Source organism: Bifidobacterium sp. WK041_4_12 (assembly GCF_041080795.1).
GTDB classification, from domain to species: domain Bacteria; phylum Actinomycetota; class Actinomycetes; order Actinomycetales; family Bifidobacteriaceae; genus Bombiscardovia; species Bombiscardovia aquikefiricola.
In genome coordinates this window covers 1-13,729 of the sequence record NZ_CP129674.1, presented here as the reverse complement: position 1 = coordinate 13,729, position 13,729 = coordinate 1, and the positions used below count along the sequence as shown (strand labels likewise).

At 54.2% G+C, this 13,729-nt stretch carries 7 protein-coding genes and 3 rRNA genes; 8 read left to right on the top strand and 2 right to left on the bottom strand.

The features are described 5' to 3' along the window. Positions 1–135: 135 nt before the first annotated feature. Entirely contained in the window at positions 136–1,398 is a 1,263-nt protein-coding gene (gene ilvA, locus QN215_RS00050; protein WP_369344156.1) for a threonine ammonia-lyase, read from the bottom strand. A gap of 344 nt (positions 1,399–1,742) precedes the next feature. Here ilvA and QN215_RS00045 point away from each other — a divergent pair, with 344 nt between their 5' ends. From QN215_RS00045 to QN215_RS00025, 5 genes are all read left to right on the top strand, one after another. Beyond that, on the top strand, positions 1,743–2,876 hold the full coding sequence (locus QN215_RS00045) for an iron-siderophore ABC transporter substrate-binding protein (RefSeq protein ID WP_369344155.1): 1,134 nt from the start codon (positions 1,743–1,745) through the stop codon (positions 2,874–2,876). Between the two features lie 100 nt (positions 2,877–2,976). Further along, positions 2,977–3,996 carry a FecCD family ABC transporter permease gene (locus QN215_RS00040; protein ID WP_369344154.1) on the top strand — a complete coding sequence of 340 codons (1,020 nt, stop codon included), beginning with the start codon at positions 2,977–2,979 and terminating at the stop codon, positions 3,994–3,996. Between the two features lie 11 nt (positions 3,997–4,007). Then, entirely contained in the window at positions 4,008–5,033 is a 1,026-nt protein-coding gene (locus QN215_RS00035) for a FecCD family ABC transporter permease (RefSeq protein WP_369344153.1), read from the top strand. A 2-nt stretch (positions 5,034–5,035) separates the two neighbouring features. Next, positions 5,036–5,917, top strand: a complete 882-nt coding sequence (locus tag QN215_RS00030; RefSeq protein ID WP_369344152.1) for an ABC transporter ATP-binding protein — start codon at positions 5,036–5,038, stop codon at positions 5,915–5,917. Further along, positions 5,914–6,948: a siderophore-interacting protein gene (locus tag QN215_RS00025; RefSeq protein ID WP_369344151.1), complete on the top strand. Its 1,035-nt coding sequence runs from the start codon at positions 5,914–5,916 to the stop codon at positions 6,946–6,948. The genes QN215_RS00030 and QN215_RS00025 overlap by 4 nt, the downstream gene beginning before the upstream one ends. A gap of 13 nt (positions 6,949–6,961) precedes the next feature. Here the strand turns inward: QN215_RS00025 and QN215_RS00020 are convergent, their stop codons facing one another. Continuing rightward, positions 6,962–7,723: a Sir2 family NAD-dependent protein deacetylase gene (locus tag QN215_RS00020; RefSeq protein ID WP_369344150.1), complete on the bottom strand. Its 762-nt coding sequence runs from the start codon at positions 7,721–7,723 to the stop codon at positions 6,962–6,964. A 696-nt stretch (positions 7,724–8,419) separates the two neighbouring features. On the opposite strand from QN215_RS00020, the gene QN215_RS00015 reads away from it, so the two are divergent. The 3 genes from QN215_RS00015 (at position 8,420) to rrf (ending at position 13,662) form a co-directional block, all read left to right on the top strand. Continuing rightward, a 16S ribosomal RNA gene (locus tag QN215_RS00015) occupies positions 8,420–9,942 on the top strand. Positions 9,943–10,316: 374 nt separating this feature from the next. Beyond that, a 23S ribosomal RNA gene (locus QN215_RS00010) occupies positions 10,317–13,377 on the top strand. A gap of 168 nt (positions 13,378–13,545) precedes the next feature. After that, positions 13,546–13,662 (top strand): 5S ribosomal RNA (rrf, locus tag QN215_RS00005). Together the 16S, 23S and 5S rRNA genes form the textbook arrangement of a ribosomal RNA operon. The last annotated feature ends 67 nt before the right edge of the window (positions 13,663–13,729 follow it).

Sequence of the window (13,729 nt, the reverse complement as noted above, 5' to 3'; positions counted from 1 at the left end):
CTATGTTCATTGTGAACTTGTCAAAGTACAAACGCTAAAAAATGGCGTAATTGGTGCGTGAAAAGGCCAAAAATATGCGTTGATACTTTGCGAAGTTCACAATGAGCGAATCAACAGGCAACAATGCGGCGAAAATCAGTATTCTTGCCGTACCCGGAAGCCTTTGGTGCGCAATGTATCCAAAATGAGTGCGATATGATCCGGCCCGTTCGTTTCGACTGTGACCTCAAGCAGCACTCCGTTGCGGTAATGTCCGGAAGCCTTGAACTGATCATGGTTGAGCTCAATCACGTTGGCCCTGAGCGTCGCGAGAAGATTGGCAATGGCTGCCAACTGCCCCGGCACGTCTGGCAGTTCCACCCCAAACTGCATGATTCGTCCGCGAGAAATCATGCCTCGCTGAATAACAGCCCCAATCGTGACGGTGTCAATGTTTCCTCCCGAAAGAATGGGAACGACGACATGCTTCCCCGGTGCTTTTTGGAAGACCTGGCTTGTGGAGAGCCTGTTCAATGCTGCCAGAGAAACCGCGCCAGCAGCCTCGACAACCAGCTTGTGCTTCTCCAACATCAAGAGGATCATCTCGGAAATATCACGTTCGCTCACCATGACGAGATCATCGAGATACTGATTCAGCAGACTGAAGGTCAAATCACCCGGTTTTTTGACGGCGACGCCTTCGGCAGATGTATTCACGCTTGGAGCTTCAACCACATGCCCCGCAGCAAATGAATCATGCCAGGCGGGAGAACCTTCCGGGGTTGCACCAATCACATGTACCCCCGGCTTGAAACTTTTCACGGCCATGGCTATGCCTGCGGCCAGACCGCCACCACCCATCGGCACGACAATGTCGGTTACATCGGGCACATCATTGAGTATTTCCAAGGCGATGGTGCCCTGCCCGCAGATGACGTCATAGTCATCGAAGGGGTGAACGAAGGTGAGGTCATGCTCTTCTGCCTGTTGAACCGCATAGGCAAAGCTTTCATCGAATACACTGCCTTCGAGCACCACTTCGGCACCAAAGGCTCGCGTCGCATCCACTTTGAGGGGCGGCGTGATCTGTGGCATGACGATGGTGGCCTTCGCTCCGCGCTCGCGTGCCGCGTATGCGACTCCCTGCGCATGGTTGCCCGCTGAAGCGGTGATGATGCCCTTGTCCAGCTGACTTTGCGGCAATGACGCAATCTTGTTGTACGCACCACGGATCTTGAATGAGCCTGTGCGCTGCAGGTTCTCAGGTTTCAGGTCAACGGAGAAACCGCTCATGTCACTCAAAATCTGTGACGGAACAATGTCCGTATGGCGAACGGTACCCGAAAGCCGTTGCGCTGCGTTATTCAGATCTTCAACATGGTTTCGCGAGAGAAACTTCTCAATGAGTTCAGATTGCATGTCTCACATTATGAACCACGCACCAGTCACGACACCCGCATGATGTCAAGACTTGAGACGCAGCCTCCCGCAATGGCTCACACAATGACTCCCACAATCTGCCAATCAGCGTGTTTTTCGTCTGCGCCAATCTCCAGAAGTCACCGCTTTACCCTGCTTGCCATGAAAAATCAAGTCTGTTGAAAACAAGACTTATTTGCTACATTGCAGGTGCAGAGAGAATGCGGATAACTTTTCCATGCAATCCGTGGCAAGGCACCACATGAGATGCTTTCGTCAGTGCGCATACACGCTGATTTCGCGAAACTGAGCACGGCAAGAAGAACACAAGAGAGGAGCTGTTGATGTCCTTGGCAGACCAGGTACATTTCACAGGTAATGCGACCGAGGAAGCTGAGGTGACTCACTTCGATTCCACCAGCGCACCGAACAGGACGAATCAGACCAGAAAAACGCTGAGGCTCGTCGTAGCGGGAATCATGGCACTGGGCTTGGGCTTTACGGCGGCATGCGGATCAACCGCTGGTTCAACCGCGTCGTCAAAAGACTCCGATTCCGCAAGCGGATACCCAATAACCATCAAGAATACTTATGGTTCCGTCACGCTCAAGAGCAAGCCAACTCGCATCTCAACCGTTGGATGGACAACCTACGATGCCGTGCTTTCGCTCGGTGTCATTCCAGTTGATATGCCAAAAGTGTCAGACGGCGATGCCCAGAATGGGATGTACAGCTGGACTTCCGCAAAGCTGAAGGAGCTTGGTGGAACCGGCAGCAAGGCACCCAAACTGCATGATGAATCAGACAGCATCGATACGGAGGCCATCGCATCCAGCAATCCAGACCTGATCGTAGCGACACAATCCGGCATCACGCGGCAGCAATACCAGACCTTGAGCAAAATCGCTCCAACGCTGGCCTATCCCAAGGAAGCCTGGGCAACGCCTTGGCGCGATGTCGTTACCATTGCAGCGAAGGCACTGAACATGCAAGCCAAGGGCAAGCAGGTGCTCGCCGATGATGAAACTGCCATCAAGAAGGCTGTCGACGCCAAGCCGAACATCAAGGACAAAACGGCTGCGGTCATGTATTTCGACACCACCAAGCTTTCAACGGTCAGCGTCTACACCACACTCGATACCCGTGCTGGATTCCTCAACGATCTCGGACTTCGGACCCCGGCATCGGTGAAGAAGATTTCTGCCAGTACCAAATCCTTCTACAAAGACATCTCCAGTGAAAACGTTGACCAACTCGACGACGTAGACATTATCGTCACCTATGGCGATAGCTCGACGCTCAAAACACTTCAGGCCGATCCGCTCATCGGTAAGATCCCTGCGGTCAAGCGCGGATCCGTTGTAGTCATCGACAACTCATCTGCTCTGGAATCCGCCATAGCACCGTCAGCGCTGTCGATCCCTGCCACTGTGGATCAATATGTCGGACTTCTTTCGAAGGCAGCGGATAACATCTGATGAGCGTGCGAGCCAGCTCGTCGTTCTGCCTGTCGTTCTGGAGGTGCAGGCGCAGCGCCACATATGTTGCAATGCTCGCGAATAAGACTGTGGATGGGGAATGAATAATACCGTGTCGAGATCAAGAAATGGCCGTTTGACGCTATTTCTCTGCTTGGGATGTGTCACGCTCATGGTGTTATGCCTCGTGTCCGTCGCAATCGGTTCTCGAACCATACCGGTCAACGAAGTGTTTCACGCATTTGCAGACCCTGCTGATTCCAGCATTTCGGCGGCGGCAGTGAGACTTCGCGTTCCTCGGACGATACTTGGAATTCTTGCAGGCATTGCGCTCGCTGTTGCTGGAACCCTTATGCAGGGCATGACGCGAAATCCTCTCGCTGATCCTTCGATTCTTGGATTGAACAGCGGGGCGGCCTTCGCTGTAGTGGTTTCCATGTCGTTTTTCGGATTGAGCGCTCCAAGGCAGTATGTCTGGGTGGCTCTGATCGGTTCATCGATAGCTGCTCTTGCCGTGTGGATTCTCGGCTCAATGGGCCCAAGCGGTGCCACGGTCTTGAAACTTACGCTTGCTGGCGCTGTCGTCACCGCCATGCTGTCCTCGCTTACCTCGGCCTTGCTGCTGCCTCGCATTCAGGTGATTTCAACCTATCGCTTCTGGCAGGTAGGAGGTCTTTCCGGAGCACGGTTTGCCTTGATGCTTCCAGTGCTTCCGCTGCTTGTGGGTGGCTTGCTTCTTGCGCTCCTCACGATTCCGGGCATCAATGCCCTTGCCATGGGCGATGAACTCGCACAAGGATTGGGAAGCCGGGTGAAATTCACTCGCGGCATGGCCTGGATTGCTGCCGTGCTGCTTTCGGCTGCAACGACATCGCTGGCAGGACCAATCGGATTTGTCGGTCTGGTCGTTCCCCATGCTGCACGGCTGCTTGTCGGTTCGGATTATCGTCACATTCTTGCTGCTTCGGCGGTTCTCGGCCCAATCTTGCTGCTTGCAGCCGATATCATAGGCCGCATCCTCACACGTCCCTCCGACGTTGAGGTAGGCATTGTCACCGCCATCATCGGTGCTCCATGCTTCATCGCGCTTGCTCGCGGTCGAATGCTTCGCCAGGTCTGAAGGCAGATATCATGAACCCAACACACGACGAAAAGTCACTTGCTGCACGGATATCGTCACAGCGTGCCGCAGTGGTGATTGCATCGCTGCTCGTTCTTGCTCTGGCGCTTCTTTACATTGACATCATCGCAGGCGACTCTCTGTATACGTTCAACGACGTGATGAAAGTCATCACGAGTCGTGCCCCTGGTGGCATCACCTTTGTGATAGGTGAGATCAGATTGCCGCGAGCGTTGACGGCCTTTGCATGCGGTGCGCTTTTCGGGATGGCTGGAGCAAGCTTCCAACGGTTGCTGCATAATCCGCTTGCCAGTCCAGACATCATCGGCATTACGGAAGGTGCGAATACGGCAGCTGTTTTCGGCATCGTCGTTCTCGGCATTTCTGGTCTGGAACTCAGCGTTTTCGCCATCGTTGGCGGTCTCACGACGGCAATTGTCGTCGCCATGCTCACCTTCCATCATGGATTTGCCCCTCAGCGGCTGGTATTGATTGGCATTGCCATCGGAGCCATGCTCAATGCCGTCAGCTCCTGGATGCTGATTCGGGCTGACCAGTGGGACATTCAATCTGCATCACGATGGCTTACCGGCAGTCTTGCCGACTCGGATTGGACATATGTGATCATCACCTTGATAACCCTCGTCCTTGGCCTTGCTGCAGTTATGCCGTTAAGTCGTCAGCTCGATATGTTGCGTCTTGGAGATGATGTTGCTGCCGGGCTTGGTGTCAGGGTTGGTCTTTCGAGAGCTGCGATTGTCATCACCGCTGTGCTGATGCTGTCCATTGCAACCAGTGCCGTTGGGCCTATTGCATTCGTGTCCTTCCTCGCCGGGCCAATCGCCGTGCGTCTGATTCATTCAGGATCTTCCGCAATTGCCACATCCGGTTTGGTGGGGTCTTGCCTCGTTCTTGGCTCTGACATCATTGCTCAGCATGCTTCCGGCACACAATTCCCGGTAGGTGTGGTTACCAGTGTCGTTGGCGGACCTGTGCTGGTCGTGCTCATGTACTTGTCCATGCGGAAGGAATCGTAACCATGAAACTGCAGAAGCTTCCAGCGAATCCCCGGAACTCCGGTAAATCGCAATCTGAGCGTGCAAGTCTTTCGGCTCATAAGATACGTGTCGCCTATGGCAAGCATCTTGCGGTCAAGGGCGTTGATCTTGATGCTCATGGTGGTCAGATAGGCGCCATAATCGGTGCGAATGGCTGCGGTAAGTCAACCTTCCTGCGAGCCTTGGCCCGATTGGTGAAGCCACAGGGAGGCACGGTCGTTCTCAACGGCCATGACCTTGCCACGCTCCCTACCAAGCGCATCGCCACGCAGCTAGGTATATTGCCGCAATCGCCCATTGCGCCAGAGGGCATCACTGTGTTCGATCTGGTTTCACGAGGGAGATATCCCTATCATAGATTCGGTTCATCATGGTCCAAGCAGGATCAGGATGCCGTCGAGCATGCTCTTGAAGTCACGCATATGGGCGAGTTCGCTGATCGCATCGTTGACCAGCTTTCTGGAGGTCAGCGTCAGCGTGCCTGGATTGCTCTTACGCTGGCTCAAGATACGGATATTCTTCTTCTCGATGAACCGACCACATATCTCGATGTCGCCTATCAGCTTGAAGTTCTTGATTTGCTTGCCGATTTAAATGCAATCGACGGCATCACCATCATCATGGTCATTCATGATATCAACCTGGCCGCACGGTACGCCGACTGGATTCTTGCCATGAAAGATGGAGCGTGTGACACCTTTGGCACGCCGAGCGAGGTCGTCACCCCAGATGTAATCAGACGAGTGTTCGGTATGGATGTGCGCATCATCCAGGATCCTGAAAGTCAAACGCCCATGATTATCGCCGACTCACGCCATGCTTTGGCTCCAAAGCGCGCAATCCTCGATAAGGAGAAGCTATGAATGCAATCCATGTCTCATCTCAGCGGATTGATAAGGATGATCGTCCAGGATCAAGGCCGTATCGCGTGCATGTAGCACAACGCATCCCGCTTTCGCCAAGCTTTGTCAGGCTGGTATTCGAAGGCGATGATCTCGTTAACTTTGGAACGGACGGCTTCGATCAGAGGATGAAACTGCTGCTGCCGCTCGATGGGAACCGCTGGGGTGACCCTGACATGTGTTCACCGCAAGCCGTTCAACAGGGTTCGTGGTGGGAGCGATGGTGCGCGCTGCCGCCCAAGGACCGCAATCCCATGAGAACTTATACGATTCGAGCAATCGATCCACAATCCTGTCAGCTCACCGTCGATTGCGTGCTGCATGCCAATCCCGGGCCCGCTGGTGCCTTCGCGCAGAGGGCACAGCCGGGTGACGAAATCTTCGTCATCGGCCCGGACGCGCATTCCATTCATTCGGCAGAGGGCATTGATTTTCATCCTGGCGATGCGAAGCATCTCTTGCTGATTGGCGATGAGACTGCGGTGCCAGGCATCGGCGGCATCCTGAGTTCGCTTCACCAGGCATCCTGGCATGGTCAGGGCATGGTGCTGCTCGAAATCCCGTACCAAGAGGACATCGCAGCCTTGAAGCAGACGGAGGGCTTTCGCAACGCAGAAGATCTGGGCCTCACCGTTGACTGGGTGGCTCGGTCACAGTCCTGTCACGCCACAGAACCGACAATCGAGCGTGGTGCAAGCCTGATAACGCGCATGCGTAAGTATGCTGCAACGAATCAGACCATGCTCAATCCGGGACGTGCATCGGCGAACGGTGCTGCAAGCCAGTCCTCGGCACTGGAGGATGTGGATGTCGATAAGGATTTGCTGTGGGAGACGCCGGAATCGGCGACTGGCCGTTCGTTCTACTCGTGGATGGCCGGTGAGGCTTCGGTTATTCGAACGCTTCGCCGCATGATCGTGCAGCAGTTCGGCGTTAACCGTTCAGCGGTGGCTTTCATGGGATATTGGCGGGCCGGCAAACCAGAAATGTAGGGAGCTTCGCTGCTTAGGCCTTTTTGGCTGCGGCAATGGTTTCGTCAACCAACTTCGGAAGGGCATCTTGAATTGGGTCATGGATCAGCCGCGATGCAATCGAATCGTATTGGGTGTGGCCCATGTTCATGATGGTTACCGGCACGCCAGCCTGAACTGCCACGGGCACCAGTGATGCCGCCGGGTAGACTTCCAGCGTCGAACCGATGACCCAGAATTCATCTGCGGATGATGCCATCCGCATGCTTTTCTCCATTGCCCCATCCGGTAATGCCTGACCAAAATAGACGACATCGGTTTTGATGATTCCGTTGCATGGCATATTGCTCTTGTACGGCAGCTTGCGACGGCAATGCGGATCTGGATTGTTGTCCAGGTCGTTCATGATGTCAGCGGTGTCATATGCCGCGCCGCATTTCATGCAGTGTGATGTGCCAATGCTTCCGTGCAGATTGACGATGACATCGGCACTGTTGCCGGCCTTCTCATGCAGTGCATCGAAATTCTGCGTTGCGAGCAAGGTCAGCAGTCCAGCCTGTTCAAGCTTCGCCAGGGCCTTATGCGCAACACCGGGCTGTGCCCCCCAGACTGGAGATTCCTTCTGCCAACGCCACGAGTATTCGCGTGACTCCTTGTCTGAGAGGAATGAATCAATGTCATATACATTCATTTGCTCCGGGTGCTTCGTCCACACGCCATTCGGACCGCGAAAGTCGGGAATGCCGGCTGACGTTGAAATGCCTGCGCCTGTCAATACTGCAATCTTTGTAGTCATACTCAAGTCTTACCACGCTGATGTGTGCGCAGTTTCGGCAGGGGTGAATACGGAAAGTGAATACGGAATAGGTGTAGCCACCTCGCTGCGTTTCTGCGTTTCTGCCTCTCTGCCGCGCAGTGGATGTGGAAGCAGAGCGAGTTCTGTGCTTTCTTCTCTGTATGGCAATACCGGGGCTCTTATGAATGTTCTTATGAATGGCATGACATGAAGTTCAAATGATGGAAATACCGCGTTAACCGACCGGAAGCCATAATGAAGATGACGACACGCCGTCAGCGGAGAAATTTCAATCCGCTGAGCGGTCTTGAGTTGGAGTAATCTGAGATGTAGGTAGGATTATGCTCAAATCCAACACGCCGAGAGAAACGTTTATTTGCAACGGTTCTCGGCTTCACTGTGCCCACCAAGATGCGAAACAGCCGAAATGAGTGTATGTTTGTACTTCGCTGCTCAATACGGCGGACTTCTCCACGAGAGAGAACGAAGCTTGTTGGTGTGGTGGTGGTTTGAGAACTCAAGAGCGTATTTGTACTACTTTTTATAGTCAATTAATTGCCAGTTCGGCATGAGCCTGGTTTTGCTGGGTGTCTGGGAGGACTTAATGATTGCCGATTTTTTGTGTGGTTCGTTTTTTTTGACGAATCCGTCAATATGAATTATTTTTGAGAGTCGTTTTTGGCTCTTCATGGTTTTTTTGTGGAGGGTTTGATTCTGGCTCAGGATGAATGCTGGCGGCGTGCTTAACACATGCAAGTCGAACGGGATCCATCAAGCTTGCTTGGTGGTGAGAGTGGCGAACGGGTGAGTAATGCGTGACTAACCTGCCTCATACTCTGGAATAGCTCCTGGAAACGGGTGGTAATGCCGGATGTTCCGATTTTCCGCATGGATTTTCGGGAAAGTGTTAGCGGTATGAGATGGTGTCGCGTCCTATCAGCTTGTTGGTGAGGTAATGGCTCACCAAGGCTTTGACGGGTAGCCGGCCTGAGAGGGCGACCGGCCACATTGGGACTGAGATACGGCCCAGACTCCTACGGGAGGCAGCAGTGGGGAATATTGCACAATGGGGGAAACCCTGATGCAGCGACGCCGCGTGCGGGATGACGGCCTTCGGGTTGTAAACCGCTTTTAATTGGGAGCAAGCGAGAGTGAGTGTACCTTTTGAATAAGCACCGGCTAACTACGTGCCAGCAGCCGCGGTAATACGTAGGGTGCAAGCATTATCCGGAATTATTGGGCGTAAAGAGCTCGTAGGCGGTTTGTCACGCCTGGTGTGAAAGTCCATCGCTTAACGGTGGATCTGCGCCGGGTACGGGCAGGCTAGAGTGCAGTAGGGGAGACTGGAATTCCCGGTGTAACGGTGGAATGTGTAGATATCGGGAAGAACACCAATGGCGAAGGCAGGTCTCTGGGCTGTTACTGACGCTGAGGAGCGAAAGCATGGGGAGCGAACAGGATTAGATACCCTGGTAGTCCATGCCGTAAACGGTGGATGCTGGATGTGGGGCCCATTCCACGGGTTCCGTGTCGGAGCTAACGCGTTAAGCATCCCGCCTGGGGAGTACGGCCGCAAGGCTAAAACTCAAAGAAATTGACGGGGGCCCGCACAAGCGGCGGAGCATGCGGATTAATTCGATGCAACGCGAAGAACCTTACCTAGGCTTGACATGTTTCGGATCGCTCCAGAGATGGGGCTTCCCTTCGGGGCCGATTCACAGGTGGTGCATGGTCGTCGTCAGCTCGTGTCGTGAGATGTTGGGTTAAGTCCCGCAACGAGCGCAACCCTTGCCTTGTGTTGCCAGCACGTTATGGTGGGAACTCACAAGGGACCGCCGGGGTTAACTCGGAGGAAGGTGGGGATGACGTCAGATCATCATGCCCCTTACGTCTAGGGCTTCACGCATGCTACAATGGCCGGTACAACGAGATGCGACATGGCGACATGGAGCGAATCTCTGAAAACCGGTCTCAGTTCGGATTGGAGCCTGCAACTCGGCTCCATGAAGGCGGAGTCGCTAGTAATCGCGAATCAGCAACGTCGCGGTGAATGCGTTCCCGGGCCTTGTACACACCGCCCGTCAAGTCATGAAAGTGGGTAGCACCCGAAGCCGGTGGCCTAACCTTTTTGGGGGGAGCCGTCTAAGGTGAGACTCGTGATTGGGACTAAGTCGTAACAAGGTAGCCGTACCGGAAGGTGCGGCTGGATCACCTCCTTTCTACGGAGAATATTGCTACCGTGTGTAGCGAACGAGCCTATGGGTCATCATGTTGGTGGCCGCGTGGGCATGCTGGCGTGGAACGGTGATTGGCTTTCGTGCAGATACGCTTTTGGGCTCCCGGATTGCCACTCGGCGATTCGAGGCCTTCTGGGGTGCTTCGTTCCTTGTGGATGGGGTGGCCTGGTGGTGCCGTGGTGGCTTGAGAACTGGATAGTGGACGCGAGCAAGCAGGGTTTTTCCCTGTTTGCTGTATATTTCAGACCGAACTCCGTTTGGAGTTTGTGTCGATCGTTTGTGATCAATTAGTGTGATGATTTGTTGTCTGGGAATTTGCTAGTAGAGGCTTGTGACAGTGCATATGTTTGTGCGTATGTGTTGCTTGCAAGGGCATATGGTGGATGCCTTGGCAGATAGAACCGATGAAAGACGTATGAGGCTGCGATAAGCCTCGGGGAGCCGCCAACAGGGCTTTGATCCGAGGATTTCTGAATGTGGAAACACACCGCCCGTCATGGGGTGGTACCGCTTTATGCGGGGGCTACGCAGGGAAGTGAAACATCTCAGTACCTGCAGGAAAAGATATTCCGTGAGTAGTGGCGAGCGAAAGCGGATCAGGCTAAACCGAGTGCGCGTGATAGCTGTCAGGCGTTGCGCATTGGGTGTCGTGGGAAGATGTGTCCGGTTGCTGACATGGCCGGCGGCAGTGATAAAGCAGTGTGATAGACGAACAGGATTGAAGACCTGGCCGTAGAGGGTGATGGCCCCGTAGTTGAAGACATGCTGCCTGTCGATCGTTTCTCCCAAGTAGTACGGAACTCGAGGAATTCCGTGCGAATCTGTCCAGACCGTTGGATAAGCCTAAATATTTCTATCTGACCGATAGCGTACGAGTACCGTGAGGGAAAGGTGAAAAGTACCCCGGGAGGGGAGTGAAATAGTTTCTGAAACCATGTGCTTACAAACCGTCGGAGCCTTTCGGGGTGACGGCGTGCCTATCGAAAAATGAGTCTGCGAGTCAGTGATATGTGGCGAGGTTAACCCGAGTGGGGCAACCGTAGCGAAAGCGAGTCTTAAAAGGCGTTTTAGTCGCATGTCCTGGACCCGAAGCGGGATGATCTAGCCCTGAGCAGGTTGAAGCGTGGGTAAGACTGCGTGGAGGACCGAACCCACTTAGGTTGAAAACTGAGGGGATGACTTGGGGTTAGGGGTGAAAGGCCAATCAAATTCCGTGATAGCTGGTTCTCTCCGAAATGCATTTAGGTGCAGCGTCGCTTGATTACTTCCAGGGGGTAGAGCTACTGGATGCTTGCGGGCCCGTATAGGGTACTAACAGCAACCAAACTCCGAATACCTGTGAAGCGTATTGCGGCAGTGAGTCTGCGGGGGATAAGCTTCGTAGTCAAAAGGGAAACAGCCCAGATCGTCGTCTAAGGTCCCTAAGCGTGTGCTAAGTGGGAAAGGATGTGGAGTCGCATAGACAGCCAGGAGGTTGGCTTAGAAGCAGCCACCCTTGAAAGAGTGCGTAACAGCTCACTGGTCTAGTGGTTCCGCGCCGACAATGTAGCGGGGCTCAAGCACACCACCGAAGACGCGGCATCGGCCCTTGTGGCTGATGGGTAGGAGAGCGTTCCGTACGGGGCGAAGCGGCGAGGGAACTCGGCCGTGGACTGTACGGAAGTGAGAATGCAGACATGAGTAGCGAAATGGGAGTGACAATCTCCCACGCTGGATGACTAAGGGTTCCAGGGCCACGTTCATCGTCCCTGGGTTAGTCGGGTCCTAAGGCGAGGCCGACAGGCGTAGTCGAATGGATGAAGGAGTTGATATTCTCCTACCGGCTTTGAATCGCCCAATCCGAGATTTGGAGTACTAAGGTCCCGTGTCGTCTGATGCAGCCTTCGGGCTGTGGATGGCGTCATGGTTCCGACCTTTCCTTACAGTAGGACAGCACAGGAGTGACACAGAATGGTAGCCGGCTGCGGAGGTGGTATTCCGTGGTCAAGCACGCAGGATGCCCGGTAGGCAAATCCGCCGGGTGCAAGTCCGAGGTGTGATGATGGGAGCTTTCTAGCTCGAATCCGGTGATCCAGGCTGTCAAGAAAAGCTTCGGTGCTAGATTCATAGCCGCCCGTACCCTAAACCAACACAGGTGGTCAGGTAGAGAATACCAAAGCGATCGAGAGAATCCTGGTCAAGGAACTCGGCAAATTACTCCCGTGCCTTCGGTATAAGGGAGACCCGTCCTGGTGGACTCCTTCACGGAGCGAGCTGGAGCGGGTGGCACAGACCAGGGGGTAGCGACTGTTTACCAAAAACACAGGTGCATGCGAAGACGAAAGTCGCTGTATATGCACTGACGCCTGCCCGGTGCCGGAAGGTTAAGAGGATCCGTCAGCTTCGGCGAAGCGGTGAATTTAAGCCCCGGTAAACGGCGGTGGTAACTATAACCATCCTAAGGTAGCGAAATTCCTTGTCGGGTAAGTTCCGACCTGCACGAATGGCGTAACGACTTCCCCACTGTCTCGACCAGGAGCTCGGCGAAATTGCAGTACGAGTAAAGATGCTCGTTAAGCGCAGAAGGACGAAAAGACCCCGGGACCTTTACTATACCTTGGTATTGGTATTAGGTGCGAACTGTGTAGCATAGGCGGGAGACTTCGAAGCTTGGGCGCCAGCCTGGGTGGAGTCGACAATTGAAATACCGCTCTGTTCTCATTTGATATCTAACCTCGATGTGTTATCCACATCAGGGACAGTGCCTGGCGGGTAGTTTAACTGGGGCGGTTGCCTCCTAAAGAGTAACGGAGGCGCTCAAAGGTTCTCTCAGCCCGGTTGGCAATCGGGTGTTGAGTGTAATTGCACAAGGGAGCTTGACTGTGAGACTGACAGGTCGAGCAGGGACGAAAGTCGGAAATAGTGATCCGGTGCCGGTGTACGGACGCGGCATCGCTCAACGGATAAAAGGTACCCCGGGGATAACAGGCTGATCATTCCCAAGAGTCCATATCGACGGGATGGTTTGGCACCTCGATGTCGGCTCGTCGCATCCTGGGGCTGTAGCAGGTCCCAAGGGTTCGGCTGTTCGCCGATTAAAGCGGCACGCGAGCTGGGTTCAGAACGTCGTGAGACAGTTTGGTCTCTATCCTCTGCGCTCGTTGGAATTTTGAGGAGTCCTGCCCATAGTACGAGAGGACCTGGGTGGACGAACCTCTGGTATGCCAGTTGTCGCGCCAGCGGCACGGCTGGTTAGCTACGTTCGGAAGGGATAACCGCTGAAAGCATCTAAGCGGGAAGCCTTCTCCAAGATAAGAATTCCGTGAGACCTTCGAGTCTCTGAAGACTCCATGTAGATTACATGGTTGATAGGCCGGATGTGGAAGACCCGCAAGGGTCGGAGCTGACCGGTACTAACAGTCGAAAGGCAATCATACTCCATTCATCTTCTAGGATGGGTGGGTGTGCAGGTCCTTCTGGCATCATCTCGGCGACAAGGAGCACTTGTTGACTGCAGCGATCGATGAAATAGCAAAGCGTCCACTGTCCGGTTCCCAAGCGACCACAGTCCCATGCCCCTTGAAAGGGTGTGGATAATCAAAGATTTGCGGCGACCATAGCCTAGGGGAAACGCCCAGTTCCATTCCGAACCTGGAAGCTAAGACCTAGCACGGCGATGGTACTGCACTCGTTAGGGTGTGGGAGAGTAGCACGTCGTCGCTTCACACGATACGGGCCTCGGGTAGAGCACAGCTCCCCGAGGCCCACACATATCCAAAAACAACCACGA

Coding starts and splice junctions, on each gene's coding strand:
- ilvA (WP_369344156.1), bottom strand. CDS start 1,398: ATGCAATCTGAACTCATTGAGAAGTTTCTCTCGCGAAACCATGTTGAA.
- QN215_RS00025 (WP_369344151.1), top strand. CDS start 5,914: ATGAATGCAATCCATGTCTCATCTCAGCGGATTGATAAGGATGATCGT.
- QN215_RS00040 (WP_369344154.1), top strand. CDS start 2,977: ATGAATAATACCGTGTCGAGATCAAGAAATGGCCGTTTGACGCTATTT.
- QN215_RS00020 (WP_369344150.1), bottom strand. CDS start 7,723: ATGACTACAAAGATTGCAGTATTGACAGGCGCAGGCATTTCAACGTCA.
- QN215_RS00030 (WP_369344152.1), top strand. CDS start 5,036: ATGAAACTGCAGAAGCTTCCAGCGAATCCCCGGAACTCCGGTAAATCG.
- QN215_RS00045 (WP_369344155.1), top strand. CDS start 1,743: ATGTCCTTGGCAGACCAGGTACATTTCACAGGTAATGCGACCGAGGAA.
- QN215_RS00035 (WP_369344153.1), top strand. CDS start 4,008: ATGAACCCAACACACGACGAAAAGTCACTTGCTGCACGGATATCGTCA.